The 25,066-nt window shown below is 67.4% G+C and carries 26 protein-coding genes; 16 read left to right on the top strand and 10 right to left on the bottom strand.

Translation table 11 applies throughout. The annotated features are described in order from the left end of the window. The first annotated feature begins 36 nt into the window (after nucleotides 1-36). The 7 genes from UU7_RS15840 to UU7_RS15810 all read left to right on the top strand — a co-directional run bounded on the left by UU7_RS15840 (nucleotide 37) and on the right by UU7_RS15810 (nucleotide 8,767). Nucleotides 37-423, top strand: a complete 387-nt coding sequence (locus UU7_RS15840) for a hypothetical protein (RefSeq protein ID WP_040673596.1) — start codon at nucleotides 37-39, stop codon at nucleotides 421-423. Nucleotides 424-629: 206 nt separating this feature from the next. After that, nucleotides 630-1,781: a TolC family protein gene (locus UU7_RS15835; protein WP_007810065.1), complete on the top strand. Its 1,152-nt coding sequence runs from the start codon at nucleotides 630-632 to the stop codon at nucleotides 1,779-1,781. Continuing rightward, the gene (locus UU7_RS15830) at nucleotides 1,778-2,875 is read left to right on the top strand and encodes an efflux RND transporter periplasmic adaptor subunit (RefSeq protein WP_007810063.1); all 1,098 of its coding nucleotides are present in this window, start codon (nucleotides 1,778-1,780) and stop codon (nucleotides 2,873-2,875) included. The genes UU7_RS15835 and UU7_RS15830 overlap by 4 nt, the downstream gene beginning before the upstream one ends. Beyond that, nucleotides 2,875-5,979 carry an efflux RND transporter permease subunit gene (locus UU7_RS15825; protein WP_007810061.1) on the top strand — a complete coding sequence of 1,035 codons (3,105 nt, stop codon included), beginning with the start codon at nucleotides 2,875-2,877 and terminating at the stop codon, nucleotides 5,977-5,979. Before UU7_RS15830 ends, UU7_RS15825 begins: the two co-directional genes overlap by 1 nt. A gap of 100 nt (nucleotides 5,980-6,079) precedes the next feature. Beyond that, a complete protein-coding gene (locus UU7_RS15820; protein WP_007810059.1) occupies nucleotides 6,080-7,030 on the top strand; it encodes an SPFH domain-containing protein in 951 nt (316 codons plus the stop codon). 10 nt (nucleotides 7,031-7,040) lie between these two features. Continuing rightward, nucleotides 7,041-7,487, top strand: a complete 447-nt coding sequence (locus tag UU7_RS15815; RefSeq protein WP_007810057.1) for an NfeD family protein — start codon at nucleotides 7,041-7,043, stop codon at nucleotides 7,485-7,487. Beyond that, on the top strand, nucleotides 7,484-8,767 hold the full coding sequence (locus UU7_RS15810) for a threonine/serine exporter family protein (protein ID WP_007810055.1): 1,284 nt from the start codon (nucleotides 7,484-7,486) through the stop codon (nucleotides 8,765-8,767). Before UU7_RS15815 ends, UU7_RS15810 begins: the two co-directional genes overlap by 4 nt. A 281-nt stretch (nucleotides 8,768-9,048) precedes the next feature. Here UU7_RS15810 and UU7_RS15805 read toward each other — a convergent pair whose 3' ends face one another. The 3 genes from UU7_RS15805 to UU7_RS15795 all read right to left on the bottom strand — a co-directional run bounded on the left by UU7_RS15805 (nucleotide 9,049) and on the right by UU7_RS15795 (nucleotide 11,875). Next, complete coding sequence (locus tag UU7_RS15805) at nucleotides 9,049-9,372, bottom strand: H-NS histone family protein (RefSeq protein ID WP_007810053.1); 324 nt, start codon at nucleotides 9,370-9,372, stop codon at nucleotides 9,049-9,051. 270 nt (nucleotides 9,373-9,642) lie between these two features. Beyond that, entirely contained in the window at nucleotides 9,643-11,340 is a 1,698-nt protein-coding gene (locus UU7_RS15800) for a proline--tRNA ligase (RefSeq protein WP_007810051.1), read from the bottom strand. A gap of 112 nt (nucleotides 11,341-11,452) precedes the next feature. Next, a complete protein-coding gene (locus UU7_RS15795; RefSeq protein ID WP_040673605.1) occupies nucleotides 11,453-11,875 on the bottom strand; it encodes a DUF4124 domain-containing protein in 423 nt (140 codons plus the stop codon). Nucleotides 11,876-11,986: 111 nt separating this feature from the next. On the opposite strand from UU7_RS15795, the gene UU7_RS15790 reads away from it, so the two are divergent. The 3 genes from UU7_RS15790 to rimI are packed head-to-tail and all read left to right on the top strand — an operon-like array spanning nucleotide 11,987 to nucleotide 13,739. Further along, nucleotides 11,987-12,766: a CDP-alcohol phosphatidyltransferase family protein gene (locus UU7_RS15790; protein ID WP_007810047.1), complete on the top strand. Its 780-nt coding sequence runs from the start codon at nucleotides 11,987-11,989 to the stop codon at nucleotides 12,764-12,766. Next, nucleotides 12,763-13,254, top strand: a complete 492-nt coding sequence (locus tag UU7_RS15785; protein WP_007810046.1) for a hypothetical protein — start codon at nucleotides 12,763-12,765, stop codon at nucleotides 13,252-13,254. Before UU7_RS15790 ends, UU7_RS15785 begins: the two co-directional genes overlap by 4 nt. Nucleotides 13,255-13,256: 2 nt before the next feature. After that, nucleotides 13,257-13,739, top strand: coding sequence for a ribosomal protein S18-alanine N-acetyltransferase (gene rimI / locus UU7_RS15780; protein ID WP_040673594.1), 483 nt, complete (start codon nucleotides 13,257-13,259; stop codon nucleotides 13,737-13,739). A 96-nt stretch (nucleotides 13,740-13,835) separates the two neighbouring features. Here rimI and UU7_RS15775 read toward each other — a convergent pair whose 3' ends face one another. The 6 genes from UU7_RS15775 to UU7_RS15750 all read right to left on the bottom strand — a co-directional run bounded on the left by UU7_RS15775 (nucleotide 13,836) and on the right by UU7_RS15750 (nucleotide 20,263). Continuing rightward, nucleotides 13,836-16,691 carry a valine--tRNA ligase gene (locus UU7_RS15775; protein ID WP_007810042.1) on the bottom strand — a complete coding sequence of 952 codons (2,856 nt, stop codon included), beginning with the start codon at nucleotides 16,689-16,691 and terminating at the stop codon, nucleotides 13,836-13,838. A 105-nt stretch (nucleotides 16,692-16,796) separates the two neighbouring features. Then, the gene (locus UU7_RS15770) at nucleotides 16,797-17,147 is read right to left on the bottom strand and encodes a DUF3147 family protein (protein ID WP_007810040.1); all 351 of its coding nucleotides are present in this window, start codon (nucleotides 17,145-17,147) and stop codon (nucleotides 16,797-16,799) included. Between the two features lie 23 nt (nucleotides 17,148-17,170). Then, complete coding sequence (gene hemE, locus UU7_RS15765) at nucleotides 17,171-18,238, bottom strand: uroporphyrinogen decarboxylase (RefSeq protein ID WP_007810037.1); 1,068 nt, start codon at nucleotides 18,236-18,238, stop codon at nucleotides 17,171-17,173. 1 nt (nucleotide 18,239) lies between these two features. Beyond that, entirely contained in the window at nucleotides 18,240-18,500 is a 261-nt protein-coding gene (locus UU7_RS15760) for a WGR domain-containing protein (RefSeq protein WP_007810035.1), read from the bottom strand. A gap of 123 nt (nucleotides 18,501-18,623) precedes the next feature. Next, a complete protein-coding gene (gene aroB / locus UU7_RS15755; RefSeq protein WP_007810033.1) occupies nucleotides 18,624-19,712 on the bottom strand; it encodes a 3-dehydroquinate synthase in 1,089 nt (362 codons plus the stop codon). Next, entirely contained in the window at nucleotides 19,709-20,263 is a 555-nt protein-coding gene (locus tag UU7_RS15750) for a shikimate kinase (protein ID WP_007810031.1), read from the bottom strand. Before UU7_RS15750 ends, aroB begins: the two co-directional genes overlap by 4 nt. Before the next feature lie 134 nt (nucleotides 20,264-20,397). Here UU7_RS15750 and UU7_RS15745 point away from each other — a divergent pair, with 134 nt between their 5' ends. The 3 genes from UU7_RS15745 (at nucleotide 20,398) to UU7_RS15735 (ending at nucleotide 21,908) form a co-directional block, all read left to right on the top strand. Then, nucleotides 20,398-21,231: an SDR family oxidoreductase gene (locus UU7_RS15745; protein WP_007810029.1), complete on the top strand. Its 834-nt coding sequence runs from the start codon at nucleotides 20,398-20,400 to the stop codon at nucleotides 21,229-21,231. Nucleotides 21,232-21,248: 17 nt separating this feature from the next. Further along, nucleotides 21,249-21,593, top strand: coding sequence for a YbjQ family protein (locus UU7_RS15740; RefSeq protein WP_007810027.1), 345 nt, complete (start codon nucleotides 21,249-21,251; stop codon nucleotides 21,591-21,593). A gap of 111 nt (nucleotides 21,594-21,704) precedes the next feature. Next, on the top strand, nucleotides 21,705-21,908 hold the full coding sequence (locus UU7_RS15735; protein ID WP_007810026.1) for a dodecin family protein: 204 nt from the start codon (nucleotides 21,705-21,707) through the stop codon (nucleotides 21,906-21,908). 72 nt (nucleotides 21,909-21,980) lie between these two features. Here the strand turns inward: UU7_RS15735 and UU7_RS15730 are convergent, their stop codons facing one another. Further along, a complete protein-coding gene (locus UU7_RS15730; protein WP_007810025.1) occupies nucleotides 21,981-22,811 on the bottom strand; it encodes a hypothetical protein in 831 nt (276 codons plus the stop codon). A 232-nt stretch (nucleotides 22,812-23,043) separates the two neighbouring features. On the opposite strand from UU7_RS15730, the gene pdxH reads away from it, so the two are divergent. The 3 genes from pdxH to UU7_RS15715 are packed head-to-tail and all read left to right on the top strand — an operon-like array spanning nucleotide 23,044 to nucleotide 24,882. Next, a complete protein-coding gene (gene pdxH, locus UU7_RS15725) occupies nucleotides 23,044-23,631 on the top strand; it encodes a pyridoxamine 5'-phosphate oxidase (protein WP_040673604.1) in 588 nt (195 codons plus the stop codon). Then, complete coding sequence (locus UU7_RS15720; protein ID WP_007810023.1) at nucleotides 23,628-24,068, top strand: secondary thiamine-phosphate synthase enzyme YjbQ; 441 nt, start codon at nucleotides 23,628-23,630, stop codon at nucleotides 24,066-24,068. Before pdxH ends, UU7_RS15720 begins: the two co-directional genes overlap by 4 nt. A 4-nt stretch (nucleotides 24,069-24,072) precedes the next feature. Then, on the top strand, nucleotides 24,073-24,882 hold the full coding sequence (locus UU7_RS15715; protein ID WP_007810022.1) for a cobalamin-binding protein: 810 nt from the start codon (nucleotides 24,073-24,075) through the stop codon (nucleotides 24,880-24,882). The last annotated feature ends 184 nt before the right edge of the window (nucleotides 24,883-25,066 follow it).

Genomic DNA, 25,066 nt, shown 5'->3' with positions numbered 1-25,066 from the left:
TTGTCTAACAGCGCGTTGGCTCGCTACCATCGCGCCATGTCCTGTGCTTCGTCACCGCTGCTTGCCCGTCTGCGCCGCCATCGCGGCCTGTGGACGCTGGCCTTGGCGGTCATGCTGATCAAGCTGGCGACCGGCACCATCTGTCTGGCCGATGGTCCCGAGCTGCGATCTGCTTCCACCGCAGCTGCCGAGGTGCCGGCGCTGGTGGCGACGATGGCCGAGGCATCGGCCCATGACGATGCGAGCCATTGCGTGCTTGGCGAAGCCGGTGGCTGTCATTGCACGTGTGCGCACGCGGTGACCCTGCCGATGACCGCATGGTTGCCCACCGGCACCATGGATGCCCGGTTCGTCGCGCCGGCGATCTCCCCGCAACACATGCCGGCCCTTGCCGGTTCCCTGATACGCCCTCCAATCGCCTGAAACGCGCATGACCCCACGATGTGGCCGCCATGGCGGCGCATCGCTCTGCGACCGTTTCAGGAGATCGTTTCATGTCCGCTTTTCTATCGGTGCCCGCGGGCGCCGCATGCATGCTGTTTGCCACCGCACTGGGCGCCGTGCCGGGGCCGATGCCCACGCCCGCATCACCATCTGCAGGCAGGGCTCCTCCATCCCTGCAAGCCGCGGTGCAGCGGCTCTGGGATACCAACCCGGAAATACGGGCCGCCAGGGCGCAACGGGATGCGGCGAGCGCACGCGCCGATGCCGCGGCGCAGCCGCTGTACAACCCCGAGCTGGTGCTGGATGCCGAACACGCCGACGTCAACCGGCGCACCGCCGGGCTCAGCCTGACGCTGGACCTGTCCGGCAAGCGACGCGCCCGGGCCGGCCAGGGCAGTGCCGAGCTGCGCGTCAGCGAAGCCCGTTACACCCTGGTCCGCCGCGACATGACGGCTCGCTGGCTGAAGGCCTGGTCGGTCGCCGCGCTGGCCGAACGCCGGAGCGTCCTGGGCCAGCGTCGGCTGGCGCTGATGCGACGCTTCGACGAACTCGCGGCGCAGCGACTGAAGGTGGGCGACATCAGCAGTCCGGAGCGTGACCTGGCCGGTCTGGCGCTGGGCGAGGCACAGCTGCAACAAGCCGTGCTGGTGGCGGACGAAGCCGCGGCGCGCGCCGGGCTGCAGGCGATCGGCGCCGGTCGGGTCGCCAGCCTGCCGCCGTTGCCGGACGGCTTGCCGCCGGTGTTGGCGGAGGCTCCCCCGGCCCGGGCCAGCGAGGAGCTGCCGGAGCTGGTGCAGGCACGCGCGGAACAGGACAGCGCCGAGGCTGGCCTGCGCATGGCCCGACGCGCCCGCATCCCCGACCCCACCATCAGCCTGACCGGCGGCCAGGTGCGCAATGGCCCGGTCAGTGATCGGGTGGTCGGCCTCGGCATATCGATCCCGTTGCCGGTACTCAACACGGGGCGCGCCGAGGTGGCGGCCGCCCAGGCGCAAGCCGAGGCCGTGGCAGCCAATGCGCGTTCGCGCCGGCTGGGCTTGGAGGCCGCACGGGTCGAGGCACGCACGCGCCATGAAGCGATGCGCAACGCAGCCGTGGCCTTCCGCGCCGGCCGCGCCGCTGCCTTCGAGGACCGCACGGCACTGCTGGAAAAACTCTGGCGTGCCGGCGAAATCGGGACCTCCGACTACCTCATGCAGCTCAAGCAAAGCCTGGACACCGCGCTGTCCGGCCTCGAACTGGAAAGCCGGGCCTGGCAGGCCTGGTTCGACTACCTCACCGCCGCGGGCCGGCTGACCGATTGGGTCGATGGCCGCGGCCAGGAGATTTCTCCATGAAGACGTTTCCCCTGGGCCGAGCCCTGCTCGGCTTCGCCTTGCTTGCCGCACTGCATGCGCCCGTGTTGGCACGGGAGCCGACAGCGGCCGATCCGCTGGCGTTGAATGCGGCGGCGATCAGGGAGGCCGGTATCGTGATCGACAAGGCCGTCCCCCGCACGTTGAGCGACGAACTCAAGGCGCCCGGTGAAGTGAAGGCCGACGCCTATTCCACCGTGCTGGTGGCGCCTCGGGTGGAGTCACAGGTGCTGACCCGCAAGGCGAGGCTCGGTGACGTGGTGAAAGCCGGCCAGCCGCTGGTGGAACTCTCCAGCGTGGCCGTGGCCGAGACGCAGGGCGCGCTGATCGTCGCCGAGCAGGATTGGCAGCGAATTGCCGCGCTGGGTCCGCAAGCGGTCTCGGCGCGGCGCTACAACGAGGCCAGGGTGGCCCGCGACCAGGCTCGTGCCAAGCTGCGCGCCTACGGCTTGTCCGACCGGCAGATCGGCGCGCTGTTGCGCGCCGGCTCGATCAGGGCCGACGGCAGCTACGACCTGCTCGCGCCCACTGCCGGGCGCGTCAGCACCGACCAGTTCCTGGTCGGCGAGCGGGTGGCGGCGGGGCGCACCCTGTTCACGCTGGTGCAGGAGGATTCGGTGTGGGTGGAGGCGCAGCTCCCGCCCGCGGAGGCGGAGAGAGTTCGGCCGGACGATGCGGTGCGCGTGCTCGCGCACGACACGGCCCTGGCTGGCCGCGTGCTGCAGCGCTCGCACCAGACCGACGAGCGGACCCGCACGGTGCCGGTGCGCATCGAACTGAAAAACCGCGGGGATCTGCTGCACCCGGGCGAGCTGGTCGATGCCCGCATCGCCGTGGGCGCCGGCACGCAGGCGCTGGCGGTGCCATCCGACGCGATCGTGTTGCTGCAGAACCAGCCCACCGTGTTCGTCGCCAGGAGCCGCGACCACTTCGAGGCTGTACCGGTCGTCACCGGCGATACCCGCAATGGCTGGACGGTGGTGAGCGCAGGGCTCGAGCCCGGCACGCCGTACGTGCGCGAGGGCGCTTTCGCACTCAAGGCGCGTCTGCTGCGTTCGCAACTGGGGGAAGAGTGATGCTGGAACGACTGGTCGAACTCTCCCTGCGTTACAAGGTGCTGGTGCTGATCGCCTTCGCGGTGATCGGCTTCCTCGGCGTACAGGCCGTGCGCCAGCTGCCGATCGACGCGTTCCCCGACGTCACGCCGGTGCAGGTGAACGTGTACACCGAGGCTTCGGGCCTCGCCGCCGAGGACGTCGAGCAACTGCTGACCACGCCGGTGGAATCGGCGCTGGCCGGCTTGCCCAAGGTGCAGGAAATCCGCTCGGTGAGCCTGTTCGGGCTGTCCTACGTGTCGGTGTATTTCGACGACAGCATGGACATCTACTTCGCCCGGCAGCTGGTCAATGAGCGCCTGCAGCAGGTGGGTGACCGCCTGCCGGCCGGTTACGGCAAGCCCGAGATGGGGCCGAACACCTCGGGCCTGGGCCAGGTGTTCTGGTACACCGTCGAGCGCGCCGATGAAAAGCTCAGGCGGGCGCCCAGCGACATGGACCTGCGCACCCTGCAGGACTGGACCATCCGCCTCATCCTGCGCACCGCGCCGGGCGTGGACGATGTCACTTCCTGGGGCGGGCAGGAGACCCAGTACCAGGTGCGCATCGATCCGATGAAGCTGATCGCGCACCAGCTGGGCTTCAAGGACGTGATCGCGGCGCTGCAGGCGAACAATGCCCAGGTCGGTGGCAACTTCGTCGACGTGGGTCGCGAGCAGTACCTGGTGCGCGGCCTGGGGCTGGTGCGGGACGCGAAGGACATCGGCGACATCGTGCTCAAGACCGAAGACGGCACCCCGGTCTACGTGCGCGACGTGGCGAGCATCGCCGAAGCCGGCGCGCCGCGCACGGGCGCGGTCACCCGCGACGGCAGGGAAGTGGTGATGGGCCAGGCGCTGGCGCGCATCGGCGAGAACGCCAAGACCGTGGTGGATGCGGTGAAGGCCAGGTTGGAAACGGTCAAGCGGGCCTTGCCGCCAGGCACGGTGGTCAAGCCGGTTTACGAGCGCACCGAGTTGGTCAACGCAGCCGTCCAGACGGCCGTGCGCGCACTGGTGGAAGGTTCGATCCTGGTCGCCCTCGTGTTGTTCCTGTTCCTCGGCGAGCTGCGCAGCGCCCTGGTGGTGGTGGTCGCCTTGCCGCTGGCCATGCTGATCGCCTTTGTCTGCATGGACCAGGCGGGCCTGTCGGCCAACCTGATGTCGCTGGCCGGCCTGGCGATCGGCATCGGCATGATGGTGGACGGTGCGGTGGTGATGGTGGAGAACGCCTACCGCATCATGGCCGAGCGCAAGGCGCAGGGCTTGCCGGTGGATCGCACCGCGGCGGTGCTGGCGGCCGCGCGCGAGGTGGCCAATCCCATCGCCTTCGCCATCGGCATCATCATCGTGGTGTTCCTGCCGCTGTTCAGCCTGCAGGGGCTGGAAGGCAAGATGTTCAAGCCGATGGCCCTCAACATCAGCTTCGCGATGGCCGGCTCGCTGATCCTCGCCCTGACGCTGATCCCGGTGCTGGCCGCGCTGGTGCTCAAGCCCGGCGAAGACAGGGACACGCGGCTGGTCGCCTTCATCAAGCGGCATTACGCGACGCTGCTGGCGTGGTCGCTTGCGCGGCGCAGGCGCGTGCTGGTCATCGCCATGGCGGTGCTGGCCGGCAGCCTCGCGCTGTTCCCGTTCCTCGGCAGGGAATTCATGCCCAACCTGAAGGAAGGCGCCGTCATGTGGCGCATCACCTCGATCCCGTCGGCCTCGCTGGACGAATCCATCGATATCTCCAGGCAGGTCGCGGCACTGGTCAAACAGAAGTTTCCCGAAGTGGAAACCACGCTGGCGATGATCGGTCGGGCCGAAAAGGGCGAGACCGCCGACGTGAACTACATGGAGGTGTACACCCCGCTGAAGCCAAGCTCGCAATGGCGCAAGGGACAGACGCTGGAGACCATCGAGGTGGCGATGCGGCAGGAACTGTCGGCCGCGCTGCCCACCGCGGTGGTGAGTTACACCCAGCCGATCCAGATGCGCATCGAAGAGCTGATTTCCGGCGTGCGCGCCACGCTGGCCCTGAAGATCTACGGCGAGGACCTGGGCGAGCTGGATCGCTTGAGCGGCAGGATCAAGGACGTGCTGGCTGGCGTGCCCGGCGTGGCCGACCTGGCGCTGGAAGCCAATATCGGCAAGCCGCAGATCCGCATCCAGGTGGACCGCGCGGCGCTGGCGCGCTACGGCCTGAACGCCGACGACGTCCTGGCCGTGGTGAAGAACGGGATCGGCGGCGAGCCGGTCACGACGTTGCTCGACGGCGTGAAGCGCTTCGATATCGCGGTGCGGCTGGACCGGGCCGACAGGGACTCGCTGCCCGCGATCAGGCGCATCCCGATCCGCACGGCCAGCGGCGCGCTGGTGCAGTTGTCGCAGGTGGCCGAGGTCAGCGAAGCCGAAGGCTATTCGTTCATCCGCCGCGAGCAGCTGCAGCGCTACGCGGTGATCCAGATGGACGTGCAGGGCCGCGACATCGACGGCTTCGTCAGGGAGGCCGGTGCCGCCATCGCCGGGAAGGTCAAGTTGCCGACCGGTTACTACACGGAATGGGGTGGCGCGTTCGAGAACCAGCAGCGGGCGTTGAAGCGCCTGTCACTGATCGTGCCGGCCACGATCTTCTTCATCTTCGTGTTGCTCCATACCGCGTTCAATTCGGTGAAGTACGCCGTGCTGATCCTGGCCAACGTGCCGTTCGCCACCATCGGCGGCCTGGTGGGGCTGGCGCTCACCGGGCAGTACCTGTCGGTGCCATCGGCGATCGGTTTCATCGCGGTGTTCGGCGTGGCGATGCTCAACGGCATCGTGCTGGTGAGCTTCCTGAACGAGCAGCGCGAGCGGGGCCTGCCCGTGCGCGAAGCGGTGCTGCGCGGTACCGCCCTGCGGCTGCGTCCGGTGCTGATGACGGCAAGCGTGGCCATTCTCGGTCTGGTGCCGATGCTGCTCTCCGGCGGTGTCGGTGCGGAGACGCAGCGTCCGCTGGCGACGGTGGTGGTGGGCGGCCTGATCACCTCGACCCTGCTGACCCTGGTGCTGCTGCCGGTGCTGTACGACTGGATGGAGGGGCCGGCCGATGAAAGGAAGCGCTGATCGCGCCGCAGCTGCGGCGTGGCTGGTGCGAACCGGTTGATGCTTGCGGAGTGGTCCGCTCGCCTATACTCAGGCCTTCTTCGGGGACAAGGGGTGGGCAATGGGAATCGGACAGCTGCTTGCGCTGGTCATCGTGGCGGTCGTCATCATCGGCGTGGCCAAGCTGGTGCGCATCGTGCCGCAGGGCTTCGAGTGGACGGTGGAAACGTTCGGCAAATACACCCGCACGCTGAGTCCCGGGCTGCACTTCCTGATTCCGATCTACCAGGCGGTCGGGCGCAAGATCAACATGATGGAACAGGTGCTGGACGTGCCCAGCCAGGACGTCATCACCAAGGACAACGCGGTGGTGCGCGTCGACGGCGTGGTGTTCTACCAGGTGCTGGACGCGTCCAAGGCCGCGTATGAAGTGGCCAACCTGGAGGGCGCCGCGCTGGCGCTGATCATGACCAACATCCGCACCGTGCTGGGCTCGATGGATCTGGATGAGTCGCTGAGCCAGCGCGATGCGATCAACGCCAAGCTGCTGGGCGTGGTCGACGAGGCGACTCATCCGTGGGGCGTCAAGGTCAACCGCATCGAGATCAAGGACATCTCGCCGCCGCGCGACCTGGTCGACGCGATGGCGCGGCAGATGAAGGCCGAGCGCGAGAAACGCGCCAACATCCTCGACGCCGAGGGTTTCCGCCAGGCGGCGATCCTCAAGGCCGAGGGCGAGAAGCAGTCGGTGATCCTGGCCGCCGAGGGCGAGAAGGAGGCGGCTTTCCGTGCCGCCGAGGCGCGCGAGCGTTCCGCCGAGGCCGAGGCGAAGGCCACCTCGATGGTGTCCGAGTCGATCGCCAACGGCAACGTCAATGCGCTGAATTATTTCGTCGCCAACAACTACGTCGAGGCGCTGAAGGAAATGGCCAAGTCGCCGAACCAGAAGATGCTGCTGCTGCCGATCGAGGCCACCGGCATCCTGGGCTCGCTGGCCGGCATCGCCGAGCTGGCGAAGGAGTCGCTGGGCCAGCAGCAGAAGCCCACCGTCGTCCAGCCGCCGCTGCGCTGAGGGCAAGACCATGTGGGAACTGTCGACGCATTACCTGTGGTGGATCCTCGCGCTGCTGCTGATCGGGGGCGAGCTGCTGTTGCCGGGCTACTTCCTGCTGTGGATCGGTCTGGCCGCCGCCGCGATGGGCGTGGTGCTGTGGGCCGACCCGACGCTGGGAGTGCTGGCCCAGGCGATCGTGTTCGGGCTGCTGGCGTTCGCCTTCTGCGTCGGTTATGCGCGCTGGCTGCGGCCGCGGCTGGAGCGTCGCGTGTCCGGCGGCGAGCGTCTCAACCGGCGCGCGGAGCAACTGATCGGCCAGCGTTACCCGCTGATCGAGCCGATCGTCAACGGCCGCGGCAAGGCCCGGGTCGGTGACGGCCAGTGGCTGGTCAGCGGCCCCGACCTGCCTGCGGGCACGGTGGTGGAAGTGGTGGCGGTCGACGGCACCACCTTGCAGGTACGCGCGACGGCATGAGCGCGGGCGACGTCATCAGCCAGCAGCAGTTCGCCACCACGGCCATCACCACGCGCATCGCGTTCGCGCTGGAACTGGCGCGGCGCCTGCACCAGTACGGCACCACCGCGCCGCGGCTGGAGATGGCGGTGGCCGGGGTGGCCCAGCGCCTGGGGCTGTCGGCCGACGTCTGGTCCAGTCCCACCGCCATCATCATTTCCTTCTCCGACCTGGCCCAGGGCGGCGAGGAAGGCGTGGCCCAGACCACCCAGGTGATGCGGCTGGCGCCGGGCGAGGTGAACCTGGAACGGCTGTGCCAGGCCGACGACATCGCCGATCGGGCGATCGCCGGCGAGCTGGACCTGCGCGAGGGATTTCGCCTGATGCGCGAGCTGGGCCGGCCGGACACGCGGCGCGAGAAGATCGGCTCGATCGTCAGTTACGGCCTGTCGGCGGCCAGCATCGCGGCGCTGTTCCTGCACAGTTCCTGGGTCGATCTGGTGGTGGCGGCGGTGATCGGCGTGATCATCGGATGCATCACCCTGCTGGCCGGCAGCCGGCCGCAACTGGCGGTGGCCAGCGACGCCATCTGCGCCCTGGTGGCGACCACGGTGGCGATCGTGGTGAGCGCCTTCGTGGTGCCGCTGGCGATCAAGTCGGTGGTGCTGGCCAGCCTGATCATCCTGGTGCCGGGCATGTCGCTGACCACCGCGGTGCGCGAGATCTCCAGCCAGCACCTGGTCTCCGGCATGGCGCGCATGGGGGGCGCGATGTCGACCCTGCTCAAGCTCACCTTCGGCACCATCGCGGCGACCCAGTTGTGCGCCGCGTTCGGCATCAAGGCGCGCGACTTCGCCTTGCCGGCGCTGCCGACGTGGACCGATTACCCGGCCCTGCTGGTGGCGGCGATCGCCTTCGCGATCCTGTTCCGGGCGGCCAAACGCGACTGGCCGGTGGTGATCGTGGCGGTGGTGGTCGGCTACCTGGCCACGCGCTGGGGCGGCCAGATCTCAAGCTCGCTGTCCGGCGCGCCGGTGGGTGTGTTCCTGGGCGGCCTGCTGCTGGGCGCGATGGCCAACGTCTACGCCCGTTACGCGCAGCGGCCGGGCGCGGTCATCCGCGAGCCCGGCATCCTGCTGCTGGTACCCGGCAGCGTGGGCTTCCGCAGCGTGTCGTTCCTGATGGAGCGCGATACCACGCTGAGCCTCGACACCGGCCTGCTGCTGATCACCCTGCTGGTATCGCTGGTGGCGGGACTGATGTTCGGCGACCTGCTGATCTCGCCAAGACGCTCCCTATAAATCAAAAGTCGATCGAAGTCGCAAACATCGAAATGCCTGCGACCCACCCCGAAGACAAACCCGCACGGCACGATCGCCTCCTCCCCTGCGAGCAGGGGAGGATTGAGGTGGGGTAGCTCTTGCTGGCTCAAGCAAGATCAAGAACGCCCCCTCCTGACCTCCCCCGCGTTGCAGGGGGAGGGACCGCGGATATGCCCCGCGTGGTGAATCGACACCGCATTGTTCAGCACAAAAAAACGCCGGCCCAAGGCCGGCGTTTCGATTACCGCTGAAACCGGCGATCAGATCGCCAGATCCTTTTCCTTCTTGCCGGCCTTCAGCGCGTCGTTGAACCAGTGCGGACGCTTGCCACGGCCGGACCAGGTCTGCGCCGGATTGGCCGGGTTGCGATACTTCGGGGCGACCGTGCCGGTGCTGCGCTTGGCCTTGCCGCGCGGGCTGCCGAAAATGTCTTCGAAGGAATAACCCTCGGCCTTGATCATCGCGTGCACTTTCTCGCGCAGCTTGACCACCTTTTCCTTGCGCAGCTCGTTCTGGCGGACCTGCGCCTTGGAAATGAGGTCATTCAGCTGGTTGTGATTGAGGTTCTTGATATCGACGGCCATGAGTGACTCCCGGTTGAGCTTGTGAATAATGATCTGGTTATGTGCCGAACGCATTATGGGGAATGCGTCGGCGTGACTTGAAATTGTTGCAATTCTTATTCTCGCTTATTCGCCGAATCCTTGTAAAGCGCGCGGCTTTGTGAAACGTCCTTCACATTAACCGGTTAATCGTGCCGCACTCGAATAAGCGATTTGCGACCCGTTTCACCGTTGCGCACAAGGAAACGGCCGCGCAAGGCGGCCGTTCCGGTCGGTGTACCCGTGCCGTGGTCAGGCGAGCAGGGCAAACAGTTCGTCTTCGCCCAGCGAACGGCTTTCGCTGTCCTCGCGACCGCGATATTCCAGCGTGCCGGCAGCCAGCCCGCGCTCGCTGACGACCACCCGATGCGGAATGCCGATCAGCTCCATGTCGGCAAACATGCTGCCGGCGCGCACGCCGCGATCGTCGAGCACGGCCTCGATGCCGCGTTCGCCCAGCGCCTGATACAGCGCTTCGGCGGCCGCGCTGACGGCGGGCGAATGCTTCGGGTTGATCACGCAGACGGCGACGCGCCACGGCGCCATCGCCTCAGGCCAGACGATGCCGGCGTCGTCGTGACGCTGCTCGATCGCCGCGGCGACGATGCGGCTGACGCCGATGCCGTAGCAGCCCATGGTCATCACCTGCAGCTTGCCGGTTTCATCGACCACGCTGGCGTCCAGCGCCTCGGCGTACTTCGTGCCCAGCTGGAACACGTGGCCGACCTCGATGCCGCGGGCGATGTGCAGCACGCCATGACCGTCGGGCGACAGGTCGCCCTCGACCACGTTGCGCAGGTCGGCGATGCGGGTAATGCGGGCATCGCGTTCCCAGTTGGCGCCGCTGTAATGCGTGCGATCGGCATTGCCGCCGCAGACGAAGTCGGCCAGCACGGCGGCGTCGCGATCGACGATGACGGGGATGGATTCGGGCAGGCCGACCGGGCCGATGAAGCCGGGGCGCGTACCGGTGGCGGCGAGGATTTCCTCCTCGCTGGCCAGCACGGACTCATCGGGCAGCTCGGCCAGCTTGCCGGCCTTGACCTCGTTGATCTCGTGATCGCCGCGCAGGCACAGCGCGACCAGGCCGTCGCGACCGCGCACCAGCAAGGTCTTCACGCATTGCCGCGGGCTGACCTTGAGGAAGGCGGAGACGTCGTCGATGGTCTTCTGGGTCGGCGTGTCCACGCGCTGCAGCGTGGCCGCTGCAGCAGGGCGCGCTGCGGCGGGCGCCAGCGCCTCGGCCTTCTCCAGGTTGGCCGCGTAATCGGAGCCGTCGGAAAACGCGATGGCATCCTCGCCCGAATCGGCCAGCACCTGGAATTCATGGCTGGCGTTGCCGCCGATCGCACCGGTATCGGCCTGCACCGCGCGGAAGGTCAGGCCGAGGCGGGTGAACACGCGCGAATACGCCTGGTACATCGCCGCGTAGGTTTCGGCCAGCGACTCCTGGGTGAGATGGAAGGAGTAGGCGTCCTTCATCAGGAATTCGCGCGCGCGCATCACGCCGAAACGGGGGCGGATCTCGTCGCGGAACTTGGTCTGGATCTGGTAGAAGTTCACCGGCAGCTGCTTGTAGCTTTTCAGCTCGTTGCGGGCGTAATCGGTGATCACTTCCTCGGCGGTGGGCGCGTAGCAGAATTCCTGCTCCTTGCGATCCCGGATCTTCAGCAACTGCGGACCGAACTTCGCCCAGCGGCCGGTTTCCTCCCACAACTCGCGGGGCTGGATGGTCGGCATCAGCAATTCGAGCGCCCCGGCGCGATCCATTTCCTCGCGCACGATGCGCTCGACCTTGCGCAGCACGCGCAGACCCAGCGGGCTCCAGGTGTACAGGCCGGAGGCGAGCTTGCGGATCATGCCGGCGCGCAGCATCAGCTGGTGGCTGGCGATTTCGGCGTCGGCAGGGACTTCCTTGACGGTGGCCAGATGGAATTGGCTGAGGCGCATGACGGGTGGTTCCGGCGTGGTGGAAACGCCTAGTGTAGCGGCCGGCCGCCAGTCACGCCCGAGGCGTCATGCCGGCCCGGCCGCCGATTCGCGGCGCCGGGCCGACCACGGCTCAGCGGGCCTGCTGGCAGAACTGGTCGTACTGCGCCTGGGCCGAGGCGACCTGCTGCTTGCGCTGGGCATCATCCAGCGCCACCGACTTGCCGTTCTGCTGCATCACCACCGGGCCGCCGCCCTGCAGTGCGCTGATGTTGGATTTCAGCGTGGTGCACAGGCTGGCCCGGTTTTCCGGGGTATCGGCCACCGGCTGGGCGGGCTGCGTCGGGGCTTCGCGCGCACCGGCCGTTTCGCTGGTCGGTGGCGGAGCCAGCGGCTGCGCGGTGCCGGTGGTGGTCACCTTTTCGAACCTGGTGCCCTGCGCCGGCGGTGCTTCGGAGTAATGCACGGTGCCGCTGGCATCGGTCCATTTGTAGACCTGAGCGGTGGCCAGTGGTGCCAGCAGCAACAGCGCCACGGCAATCAGCGAACGACGCATGGTGTTCTCCATTTCCAGGGAATAATCAGGTTTACCTTGTTAACACTCCACCGGTCCGGACTCAAGCACCCGATGGTTTACACTGCGCGCATCCTGTCACGGTCCTGATTCATGAGCGAGCTTTCGCCCGTCCGGCCACCCCGCCACCGGGGTATTTACCTGCTGCCGAACCTGTTCACCACCGGGGCGATGTTCGCGGGTTTCTACGCGATCATCGCCAGCATCGGCGGCCGTTACACCGAGGCCGCCGTCGCCGTGTTCGTCGCCGCGCTGCTGGATGGCCTGGACGGCCGCGTCGCGCGGATGACCGGCACCCAGACCGAGTTCGGCGTGCAGTACGACTCGCTGTCGGACCTGGTCAGCTTCGGACTGGCGCCTTCGCTGGTGATGTATACGTGGTCGCTGTCGGCGCTGCGCGAGTTTGGCCCGCTGTGGGGCAAGCTGGGCTGGGCCGCGGCGTTCGTGTATGCCGCCTGCGCCGCGCTGCGGCTGGCCCGCTTCAACACCCAGGTGGGCGTGGCCGACAAGCGCTATTTCCAGGGGCTGGCCAGCCCGGCCGCGGCGGCGGTGTGCATGTCCTTCGTGTGGAGCGTGGACAAGTTCGGCCTGGCCGGCAGCGATTTCTGTTTCGTCACGCCGGTGATCGCGGTCGTGGTCGGCCTGCTGATGGTCAGCCGGTTCCGCTATTTCAGCTTCAAGTCGCTGCCGATGGGCAAGCACCAGCTGGTGCCGTTCGCCTGGATGGTGGTTGCCGTGCTGCTGATTGCCCTGCTGATCCTGGACACGGCGCGCGTGCTGTTCGCCGGCTTCACGATCTACCTGTTGTCGGGCCCGGTGTGGACGATCTGGGGGCTGGCCACGCATCGACGCGCAAGGCGCAACGCGGCATGAGTGGCCTGGCGCAACAGCCGGTCGACGCCAGCCATCGCGACCGCGTGCTGCGGGCGCTGGGCGTGACACCGTGGGTGCGCAAGGCGATGCCTGCGGCTGCCGTGCCGATGCCCGAAGCGGCGCAGGCGGGTTCCCCGGTCGGCCCGGTGGCGTGCGTGGTGATCCTGCCTCAGGGCTGCGACACGCGTGAGCTGGACCTGATCGGGCGCGCGCTGAATACCTGCGGCGCCGTGCTGGGGCGCGCCGCGCGCCTGGTCGTCAGCGACGGGCAACTCGCCGCGGACGTACCCGAGGCGCAGGCCTATCTGGTGTTCGGCGAGGCGCAGGCGCATGCGCTGGGACGGGCGCTGCCCGCCGCGGTGATGAATCGCGCGCAGATCGTGCTGGCGGACGAACCGGCCCTGGTGCTGGGTCGTGCCGACGCGAAGCGCCGGCTGTGGAATGCGCTGCGCAGCGTGCGCCGCGCGCTGGCCATGGCGGAGCACTGATCGTGGTGGCGGTGATCAAGCCGGCGATCCAGGTGCGTGGCATGCGCCTGGACGACCTGGACACGGTCAGTGCGCTGGAACAGGCCTCCTACGAATTCCCCTGGTCGCCGGGCATCTTCGGCGACTGCGTCAAGGCCGGTCACCCGTGCTGGGTGCTGTGCGTGGACGGGGTGATCGCCGGCTACGGCATCCTGTCGATGGGCGCCGGCGAGGCGCACGTGCTGAACCTCTGCATCGGACCGGACTGGCGCGGCCGCGGACTGGGCCGGCACCTGCTGGGTCGGCTGCTGGACATCGCTCGCTGGAATGGTGCCGAGCGGGTCTTCCTGGAAGTGCGGCCGTCCAATCCGCTGGCGAAGGCGCTGTACGAGTCGGTGGGCTTCAGCGAGATCGGCCGGCGCCCGCGCTATTACCCGGCCCGCGACGGACGCGAGGATGCGATCGTGATGGCGCTCAATATCGTCAAGGACGATATTGAGAAATAGACGAGGGCACGTCCGCCAGATGCGTGAAGTCGCGTAGGGCGGGCACCAAGCCTGCTTCTCCGATCCGTCAGCGCGGACGCCGCTCTCCCTGGCGACTCATTTCTGCAGCTTCCCCGCCTGCTCGCGCAACGCCCCCAGCGTGGTATTCCAGTCGGCGATGCGCTGGCGCTCCTGCGCCACCACCTCGGCCGGCGCGTTGGCAACGAAGCTGGCATTGCCGAGCTTGCCTTCGCACTTCCTGATCTCGACCTCGATGCGGGCGATCTCCTTGGTCAGGCGGGCCTTTTCCGCGGCCACGTCGATCAGCCCGGCCAGCGGGATCATCACCCGCAGTGTGCCGACCACCGCCGCGGCCGCCGCCGGTTCGTCGGCGCCGGCCTCGATCCACTGCGGCGCTTCGGTGCGGGCCAGGAAGCTGATCTGCGCGGCGAACTTGGCCACCCGCGCGCGATCGCCGTCATCACCGTCGGCGAACAGCAAGGGAATCGTCTTGCCGGGCGAGATGTTCATTTCCGAGCGGATCTGACGCACCTTGCTTACGGTAGCTTTGAGCCAGCTGACTTCTCTGTCTGCCTCAATGCTGTCCAAACGAAGCTCGGCAATTGGATATGGCTGATCAAAGATCGACAGTGTTTCAAAACCGAGCCTTGGCGCGACTTGCTGCCAGATCTCTTCCGTAATGAAGGGAATGATCGGATGGAGAAGCCTGAGTGTGTGCTCCAAGACCTGCAGGGCCGTCTGTGAGACGAAGTCCTTGTTGCCTTCTTTGTCACCAGAAAAGTAGGGTTTACATAGTTCGATGTACCAATCGCAATACTCGTTCCACACAAATTCGTACAAGGTCTGCGCTGCAAGATCGAAGCGATAGGACCGAAAATGTTCTTCGACCTCTCTGATGGTGGCCTGCAACCGACTCAGAATCCAACGGTTGATCAAGAGTCCGCCATCCGAGAAATTCGAGCGCGCGTTGTTCCACTTCCGTTGGTCCGGTTCAACTTGATCAACATTCATCAATACGAAGCGTGAGGCATTCCACAACTTGTTGCAGAACGCCTTGTAGCCTTCGGCGCGCTTGATGTCGAAGTTGATCGTGCGGCTGTAGCTGGCCAGCGCGGCGAAGGTGAAGCGCAGCGCGTCGGTGCCGATCGCGGGGATGCCGTCGGGGTAATCCTTGCGGATGCGCTTCTCGACCTTGGCGCGTACCTGCGGGATCAGCAGCGACTTCGTGGATTTCTCCACCAGCGGTTCCAGCGCGATGCCGTCGATCAGGTCCAGCGGGTCCAGCGTGTTGCCCTTGGACTTGGACATTTTCTGGCCTTCCGCATCACGCACGATGGCGTTGATGTAGACCTCGCGGAACGGAATCTGCCCGGTGAAATACTTGGTCGCCATCACCATGCGGGCGACCCAGAAGAAGATGATGTCGAAGCCGGTGACCAGCACCGCGCTGGGCAGGAAGATCTTGTCCTGCTCCCAATTGGCCACGACGTCGCCGCGTTCGTTCTGCACCGGCCCGTTGGCCGGCCAGCCGAGCGTGGAGAACGGCCACAGCGCCGAGGAGAACCAGGTGTCGAGCACGTCGTCGTCCTGGCGCAGCGCGCCGACCGGCGCGGTGGCGGCACTGGCGCGCGCGTCGGCCTCGTCCTCGCCCACGAAGATGTTGCCGGCCTCGTCGTACCACGCCGGGATGCGGTGGCCCCACCACAGCTGGCGGCTGATGCACCAGTCCTGGATGTTGTCCAGCCACTGCGTGTAGGTGGTCGCCCAGTTTTCCGGCACGAACTTGATGTCGCCGTTGCGCACGGCATCCAGCGCCGGCTCGGTGATCGCCTTGCGGCCGCCTGGACGTCCATCCGCCTGGACATCCGAGGTGAGGTCGACGAACCACTGGTCGGTCAGCATCGGCTCGATCACCGCGTCCGAACGCTGGCTCACCGGCACCTGCAGCTTGTGCGGCTTGGTCTCGACCAGCAGGCCGGACGCTTCGAGGTCGGCCAGCACGGCCTTGCGCGCGTCGTAGCGATCGAGCCCGCGGTACTTCTCCGGGGCGTTGTCGTTGACCTTGGCATCCAGCGTGAAGATGGTGATCGGCGCCAGCTTGTGGCGCTGGCCGATCGCGTAGTCGTTGAAGTCGTGCGCCGGGGTGATCTTCACGCAGCCGGTGCCGAAGTCGCGGTCGACGTAGTCGTCGGCGATTACCGGGATCTGCCGGCCGGTCAACGGCAGGTGCAGCAGCTGGCCGATCAGGTGCGCGTAGCGCTCGTCCTCCGGATGCACGGCCACGGCCACGTCGCCCAACATGGTTTCCGGACGCGTGGTGGCGACCACGAGGGAGGCGGCGCCGTCGGCGGTCATGTAGCGGATCGACCACATGTGGCCATCGCGCTCGACGTTGTTCACTTCGAGGTCCGACACCGCCGTGCCCAGCACCGGGTCCCAGTTCACCAGCCGGTTGCCGCGGTAGATCAAACCCGCGCGATACCAGTCGATGAACACCTTGCGCACCGCGGCAGAGAGGCCCTCGTCCATGGTGAAGCGTTCGCGCGACCAGTCGGCGGCGGCGCCGATGCGGCGCATCTGGTTGGTGATGGTGGAACCGGACTCCTCCTTCCACTTCCATACCCGCTCGACGAATGCATCGCGGCCCAGGTCATGGCGGGTCTTCTGCTCGACCGCCAGCTGGTTTTCCACGATCTTCTGGGTGGCGATGCCGGCGTGGTCGGTGCCGACCTGCCACAGCGTGTTCATCCCGCGCATGCGCTGGTAGCGCACCAGCATGTCCATCACCGTCTGCTGGAACGCATGGCCCATGTGCAGCGTGCCGGTGACGTTCGGCGGCGGCAGCAGGATGCAGTACGGCTCGCCCTGGCCTGACGGCTTGAACGCGCCGCTGGCTTCCCAGCGGGCATACCAGGTGGACTCGATCTGGGCGGGTTCGAAGCTCTTTTCCATGGGGGCTCGCGATGGCGCGCCGCGGGGGCGCGCGGTATGAATGGACTACGGACGGGCCATTGTACGGGCGCGAGCCGGATGGCCCAAGCGCGTTCGGGCGTCCCGCTACAGCAGTTCGATCCCGAACCGCCGCACCAGCAGCGCGAACAGCCAGAAGCACGCCAGCGTGATCACCACGCAGGCCAGAAGGGTCGGCCAGAAGCCGATCCGCGGCAGCAGGACGGGGAAGGCCAGGAACATCGGCAGGGTCGGCACCACGTACCAGAACGTGTACCAGGCGTGGTTGGCGATCTTTACCTGCGGCTGGCGCTCCACCTGCAGCCAGATCAGCGCCAGCACGGTGACCAGCGGCAGCGCGGCGATCAGGCCGCCGAGGCGGTCGCTGCGCTTGGCGACTTCGGAGACGAGCACGACGACGGCTGCGGTGATCAGGTATTTCGTGACGAGCCAGAGCATCCGTCCACCCCCTGGAACATGATTCAGCTTTCGCGCAGCGTGCGCCCGTACGCGTGCACTTCGTCCACCAGCACCTTCACGTGCTCCGGATTCACCTCCGGCGTGATGCCGTGGCCGAGGTTGAACACGTGGCCGGGGTGGTTGCCGTAGGTGTCCAGCACGGCGCGGGCCTCGCGGCGGATCACCTCGGGACTGGCGCGCAGGATCGCCGGATCGAGGTTGCCCTGCAGGGCGACCTTGCCGGCCACGGCGCGGCGGGCGTCGGCCAGATCCATCGTCCAGTCGACGCCGAGCGCGGCGCAGCCGCTGTCGGCCATTTCGGCCAGATGCATGCCGGCGCCCTTGGAGAACAGGATCACCGGCAGCTCGCGCGCGGCAGGGTCGGCTTTCAGCGCAGTCACGATGCGCGTCATGTAGCGCAGCGAGAATTCGCGGAACGGCGCGGGGCCGAGCAGGCCGCCCCAGGTGTCGAAGATCATCAGCGCCTGGGCGCCGGCCTCGGCCTGGGCGATCAGGTAGGCGGCGACGGAGCGGGCCAATGTGTCGAGCAGCTGGTGCGCGAGCTGCGGTTCGTTCCAGCACATCGCCTTCAGCGTGGCGAAATCGCGCGAGCCGTGGCCCTCGACCATGTAGCAGGCCAGCGTCCACGGACTGCCGGAGAAACCGATCAGCGGCACGCGGCCGTGCAGCTCCCGACGGATCAGCCGAAGCGCATCCATTACGTAGCGCAGTTCGCCGTCCATGTCGGGCACGGCGAGTCTGGCGATGTCGGCGGCGGTGCGCAGCGGCCGCGCGAACTGCGGGCCTTCGCCCTGGGCGAACGACAGGCCCAGACCCATCGCATCGGGGATGGTGAGGATGTCGGAGAACAGGATCGCCGCGTCGAGGTCGAAGCGTTCCAGCGGCTGCAGGGTGACTTCGCAGGCGTATTCGGGGTTCTGCGCCAGGCCCATGAAGCTGCCGGCGCGCTCGCGGGTGGCGCGGTATTCGGGCAGGTAGCGACCCGCCTGGCGCATCACCCAGATCGGCGTGGTGTCGGTGGCTTCCCGGCGCAGTGCGCGCAGGAAGCGGTCGTTCTTCAACTCGGTCATTTCAACGTCCGTAAGGGCCTTCGAGGCCCTGGGCAAACATCAGGCGGAAACCGCGCTTGAGCTGGGCATCGCGCGCTTTCTCGAAGGCGCTCACGGCCTCGTCGCGCTCCAGGAACTGCTCGCGTTTCATGGTCGCGCGGCCGCCCTGGGTGCCGGACTCGCGATACAGCGTCCAGCCGCCGAGCAGGTCCTGCTCCAGCGTGATCTGGACGTAGCGGGGTGCTTCGGCAGCGCCGGGCACGGTTTGCAGGTAGAGGCGCATGGATTCCAGGGATCGAGCACGAACGGGCGCGTAGCCGGACGGCACAGTTTATAGGATTTGCGCCCGCGGACCCGCCGGATGGCCGGGGCATGTCGTCACACGCGGGGGCGGACGGCGTCTGCCCTAAGCGGCTTCGGTCAGGATCGCCATGACGTCGGCTTCGTCCACGCCGCCGACGATCTCGGCCCGGCCGATGCCGCGCCACAGGATCAGGCGCAGGCTGCCGGCGCTGTTCTTCTTGTCCAGCCGCATCAGCGCCAGCAGCTGTTGCGGGTCCATGCCGGGCGGAATCGTCACCGGCAGCCCGAGGGTTTCCAGCAGGCGCAGCATGCGGCGGGTGTCGTGCGCGTCGCTCATGTCCAGCCGTTCGGACAGGCGGGCGGCCAGCAGCATGCCGACCGCCACGCCTTCGCCATGCAGCAAGGTGGTGTAGTGGCCGGCGGTTTCCAGCGCATGGCCGAAGGTATGGCCGAGGTTGAGCAGGGCGCGTTCGCCCTGCTCGGTTTCGTCGCGGGCGACCACGCCGGCCTTGTAGGCGACCTTGCGCGCGATCGCCTCCTGCACGGTGGCGGGATCGCGGGCGGCCAGCGCGTCGGCGTGCTGCTCCAGCCAGGCGAAGAACGGCTCGTCGCCGATCGCCGCGCCCTTGATCACCTCGGCCAGGCCGGCGCGGTATTCGCGGTCGGGCAGGGTGGCCAGGGTGTCGATGTCGGCGATCACGGCGCGGGGCTGGTGGAACGCGCCGGCCAGGTTCTTGCCCACCGGCAGGTTCACGCCGGTCTTGCCGCCGACCGAGGAATCGACCATGGCCAGCAAGGTGGTCGGCATCTGGATGAAGTCGATGCCGCGCATCCAGCACGCCGCGCTGAAGCCGGCCAGGTCGCCGACCACGCCGCCGCCCAGCGCGATCACGCAGGCATCGCGGGTGGCACCGAGCTGGCCCAACGCTTCCAGTGCGCGGCCGACGTTGGCAAAGGTCTTGTGCGCCTCGCCGTCGTCGAGCAGGAAGGACGACCAGTGCATGCCGTCCAGCCCCGCTTCGATCCGCGGCAGGTACAGCGGCGCCACCGTGGTGTTGCTGATCACCAGCGCGTGCCGGCCGCGCAGCGTCGCGCGCCAGCGCGCGTGGTCGTCGAGCAGGCCGCTGCCGATCCACACCGGATAGCTGCGCTGGCCCAGCGCGACGTGGAGCTGCTGGATTGCCGGGTTCATGCGGTCTGCCTGGGAAATGCGGAGGGACGTTGCCAGTGCTGGTCGATCAGCGCGATGCAGCGTTCGCTGGCGCTGGCGACGCTGCCATGTTCGCCGGGAACGGCCAGGTCGGCCAGTTCGCGGTAGAGCGGTTCGCGTACCCGGGCCATCGCCTGCAGTCGCTCTTGCCGGTCGGGCACGGCCAGCAATGGACGGCGATGGTCGCGTTCGAGCCGTTCGAGTTGCTGCGCGATCGTGGTCTGCAGCCACACCACGTAGCCGCGCTGGCCCAGTTGGCGACGATTGCCTTCGGCCAGCACCGCGCCGGCGCCGGTGGCCAGCAACACGTCATGCCGGCCGCTGATTTCCTCCAGCAGCGTGCTTTCGCGCTGGCGGAATCCCGCTTCGCCCTCGATCTCGAAAACCGTGTTCACGTCGACGCCGCAGTGCCGCTCGATTTCCTGGTCGAGATCGATGAAAGTCAGGCCATAATGCGCGGCAAGTCGTCGCCCGATCGATGTCTTGCCGGCGCCGGTCGGTCCGATGATGAAAAGGTTGTGCGACGGATTCATGACCGAATGCTAGCAGGCCGATCGGCGGGTCCGACTCGCCCGCCGCTTTCAATTTGCGATACTCGGTGCGCAAGCGCGGGCGTGATCCAGTCAGCCCGATCGATTCATCCCGACAGATCCATGGGAGGGTAGTGGTGAGCGAACGTATCCTGCTGGCCGGATGCGGTGACCTGGGCGAACGCGTGGCGCAGCTTCTGCGCGCGCGCGGCGACGACGTCTGGGCGTTGCGGCGGCATCCACCGGCGCGCGGCGCGTCGGGCGTCCACTGGCTGGGCGGTGACCTGACTGATCCCGCCAGCCTCGGCGTGTTGCCTCGCGGCATCACCCGCGTGGTCTACCTGCCGGCGCCGGATGGGCGGGACAGGGCCAGCTATCGGGCGGTCTTCGTGGATGGCCTGCGTCATCTGCTCGAAGCGCTGGATGGCAGTCGCCTGCAGCGATGCCTGTTCGTGTCATCCAGCGCGGTGTACGGTGAGCACGATGGCGACTGGGTGGATGAAGCCACTTCCGTCGGCCCGCTCGGTTTCAATGGTGCGGTGCTGTGCGAGGCCGAGCAGTGGCTGGCGGAACAGCCGGTGCCCGGCGTGGTGCTGCGACTGGCGGGCCTGTACGGGCCCGGGCGCCTGCAACTGGTGGAGAAGCTTCGCGCGGGGCAACTGCGGGTGCCCCGCGAAGTGCCGCACTGGGCCAACCGCATCCACGTCGACGATGCCGCCGCGGCCATCGTCCACCTGCTGCAGCTGGAGGCGCCGCAATCGCTGTACCTGGGCGTCGACGACACGCCGATGCCGCTGGACGAGTTGTACGACTTCCTGGCCGCGCTGATCGATGCGCCACCACCCGAGGAAGGCGCCGCGCCGGTGGGCGTGGGCAGCAAGCGGCTGAGCAATGCCCGCCTGCGTGCCAGTGGCTGGGCGCCGCAGTGGCCGGATTCGCGCGAAGGCTATGCCGCACTGATCGACAGTTGAGTCCACGGAGCACCATCATGGCCAGAACCGTTCCGCACCATCAGGTGAGTACCGCCAACGAGATCCCCGGCTTCCGCATCGTCCGTTCGCTGGGCATCGTGCGGGGCATCACCGTGCGTTCGCGCAGCGTGGTGGGCAATCTCGGCGCGGCGCTGCAGACCATCGTCGGCGGCAACATCTCGATCTATACCGAGCTGTGCGAGAAGGCCCGCGGGGAAGCGTTCGAGCTGATGCTGCAACACGCCGCGGCGATGGGCGCCAATGGCGTAATCGCGATGCGCTACGACGCCAATGAAGTCGCCCAGGGCGTGACCGAGGTGCTCGCCTACGGCACGGCCGTGCAGGTCGAGGCGTCAACGTGACGTGATTTTGCACTGCGGCTTGTCCCTTCCGACAACGGCAGTCCAGACTGGCGCTTCGAACAGGGGAAGCGCATCGTGCCGCTCGCACGGACTCCATGGGAGAGTGACGTCATGTCAGTAGCCAAGGTCATCGAAATCAACGCCTCGTCCGCCAAGGGCGTCGAAGACGCCGTTCAGCACGGCCTGAAGAAAGCCGCCGAGTCGGTGAAGAACATCAAGGGCGCCTGGATCAACGAGATCAAGGTGGTCACCGCAGACGACGGCACGGTGACCGAGTGGCGCGTCAACATGAAGATCAACTTCGTGGTGGATTGATCGGTGCGGGAATCAGGGTCGGGGCAGTGCGATGCTTCCCCGATTCCCGATTCCCGATTCCCGATTCCCGCCTCAGCCGTGACTCAACCCCGTCACGTGCCGGTCGTCGTCGTACTCCACGCAGGTATCGGACAGCACCGGCAAGGTGGCCAGCGCGTGCCGGCTCAGTCGTTCGAAATGGGCGAGGAACCGCTCCATCGCCGCGGCGTCCATCGCCAGCGGCGCGTGGCGCGCCAGCAGATCCTGCTCCTGCTCGCCACGCCAGCGCCGCACGATTTCCCAGCCTGGCGCCTGCAACACGATCAGGGCATCGAACTTGCGCCACAGCGGCTGGTAGCCGCGCAACTGCTTGTTGACCCAATGCCGCCAGCTGCCGTCGGGGTCCTCGCGTCGCTCCAGCTCGTTGACCGGCTTGGCCAGCGCAGCCTGCAACTGCGGACGGATGCCCAGCGCCCAGCCCTCCACGATCACCAGCTTCGGCGGCCGGGTGATCCGCGGCCAGCGCGACGGCGGAAAGCGGGTGTCGCGGCCCTTGTCGAAACGCGGGTGCAGCACCGGCAACCGTTCCGAGGCATGCGGCAGCGCGGCCAGCACCGACATCAGCAACTCGATTTCGTGGGTGCCCGGCACGCCGCGCGTGCGCAGCAGCGGATGAACCTCGCGCGCCAGCGCCTCGCGTTCGCTGCGGGCATAGTAGAAATCGTCCAGCGACAGCACCTCGGTGGCCCAGCCGCGAGCCTCGGCCTGAGCCTTCATCACCCGCGCCAGCGTGCTCTTGCCGCTGCCCTGCAGGCCCGAAAGGCCAAGGATGTAGGGGCGGCGCGAGCGGGCGATGCGCCCTGCGTACTGGTCGAGCAGATGGCCGGCGAGGGCTTCGTTGTGCAGGTCGGCGTGGGACATCATCCGCAAGATACCTTGGTTCCCGGAGGCACTTCCGCCACAGGCAGGCGGTGATCGCCCAGTATCCCCCAAACGGGCGCGTCCCTGCCTGCTTCACGCCGGAAAGGGCAGGGCGGCGCCGTCAGCCGGGCCGGAAAGCTACTGGGGGGGCAGGACATTGCACTATCATCGCTCAGGTTCATCCGCGCCATGATGGCGCGTGTCGGCCACGATGCAAAAGGAAAGTTTCGACATCATGCTCAAACCCGAGATTCTGGACACCTTCCTGCGCCTGCTGGACGAAGCCAGGGCCAGCGGCGACCGCGAGCCGACGGCGATGAACCTTTCCACCGTCGACGCTTCCGGCCGGGTCGCCTCGCGCATCGTGCTGCTCAAGGGCGCCGACGAGCGGGGCTTCCGCTTCTACACCAACTACCAGAGCGACAAGGGCAACCAGCTGGACGCCCACCCGCAGGTGGCGCTGTGCTTCCACTGGAAGCAGCTGCGCGAAGGCGTGCAGGTTCGCGTCGAAGGCGCCGCCCGCAAGCTGCAGGAAGAGGAGTCCGATGCCTATTTCGCCAGCCGCCCGCGCGGCAGCCAGATCGGCGCCTGGGCCTCGCTGCAATCGCAGACCCTGCCCGATCGCGACACCTTCGAGCAGCGCGTGGCGCGCTACGAGCAGCAGTTCGAGGGTCGCGAGGTGAGCCGGCCGCCGCACTGGGGCGGCTTCGTGGTCGAGCCGGACACGCTGGAGTTCTGGTACGGCGCCGAGTTCCGCCTGCACGAGCGGGTGCGCTGGGACCGCCATGGCCAGACCTGGACCAGCCGGATGCTGTATCCGTGAGCCGGCCGCTGCCCGCGCAGCACGTGGCGCAGGGTGGCTTCATCGTGCATACCCGCGGGCGCGGTTTCAGCGACATCACCGCGCAGGTGGCGGATGCGCTGGCGGCCAGCCACGTCCAGCTCGGCATCGCCCATGTCTTCACTGCCCACACCAGTTGCTCCTTGCTGCTCGGCGAGAATGCCGACCCGGCGGTGGGCCGCGACCTGGAGCGCTGGTTCGCCCGCGCCGTGCCCGATGGCGACCCGCTCTTCGAACATGACGCGGAAGGCCCCGACGACATGCCGGCGCATGTCCGCTCGATCCTCACCGGGGTCAGCCTGGTCGTGCCGGTGCACGGGGGCAAACTGCAGCTGGGTACCTGGCAAGGCATCTACCTGTGGGAACACCGGCTCGACCCGCACCAGCGCAAGGTCACCGTGACCGTGCTGGGGCATTGAACGGATGGTTCACCGCGTGTCCGACCACTGCCCGCAGCGCATCGTCTGCCTTACCGAAGAGCCGACCGAAGTGCTGTACGCACTGGGTGAAGAGCACCGCATCGTCGGTATCTCCGGCTTCACCGTGCGGCCACCACGCGCGCGCAAGGAGAAGCCGAAGGTCTCCGCGTTCACCAGCGCGAAGATCGGCGAGATCATGAAACTGGAACCCGATCTGGCGATCGGCTTCTCGGACATCCAGGCCGACATCGCGCGCGAGCTGATCAAGTGCGGCGTGGAGGTCTGGATCAGCAACCATCGCAGCGTCGACGGCATCCTTGCCTACATCCGGCGGCTGGGCGCGATGGTCGGCGCGCATGAAAAGGCCGAGGCGTACGCGCAACGCGCCGAGCGGCACATTGCCGACATCCGGGCCGCCGTGGCGCAACTGCCGCGGCGGCCGAAGGTGTATTTCGAGGAATGGGACGAGCCGATCATCACCGGCATCCGCTGGGTCGACGAGATCATCGGCATCGCCGGTGGCGACGACTGTTTCCCCGAACTGGCCCGCGAACCGCTGGCCAAGCAGCGCATCCTGCCTAACGGCGACGAAGTGGTGCGGCGGGCGCCGGACATCATCCTGGGCTCCTGGTGCGGCAAGCGCTTCCGCCCCGGGAAGGTCGCGGCGCGACCGGGCTGGGACACGATCCCCGCGGTGCGCAACGGTGATCTTTACGAGATCAAGTCGCCGATCATCCTGCAGCCGGGACCGGCGGCGTTGTTCGACGGACTGGACGAGATCCATCGAATCATCGCCGCGTGGGCGCTGCGCTGAGCTTTTCGCCGTTTGCTGGCTGTGGGTGCCGACGACCGCCAGTTCAGGTTGTCATGTCCGCGAAGGTTGCATTTGCTGTTGCGAGGGACGCTTTTACCTGCCCTTGTGCATCAGAGCGAAAAGCTTTCGTCTGCCTACGGCAGCCGAGCCACCTTTCTCTGTTTGGCCAGAGAAACGTGGCCCA

The sequence above is a fragment of the Rhodanobacter spathiphylli B39 genome (assembly GCF_000264295.1).
In the GTDB taxonomy this organism is placed as follows: Bacteria; Pseudomonadota; Gammaproteobacteria; order Xanthomonadales; family Rhodanobacteraceae; genus Rhodanobacter; species Rhodanobacter spathiphylli.
This window is presented reverse-complemented; position numbering and strand designations above follow the sequence as displayed.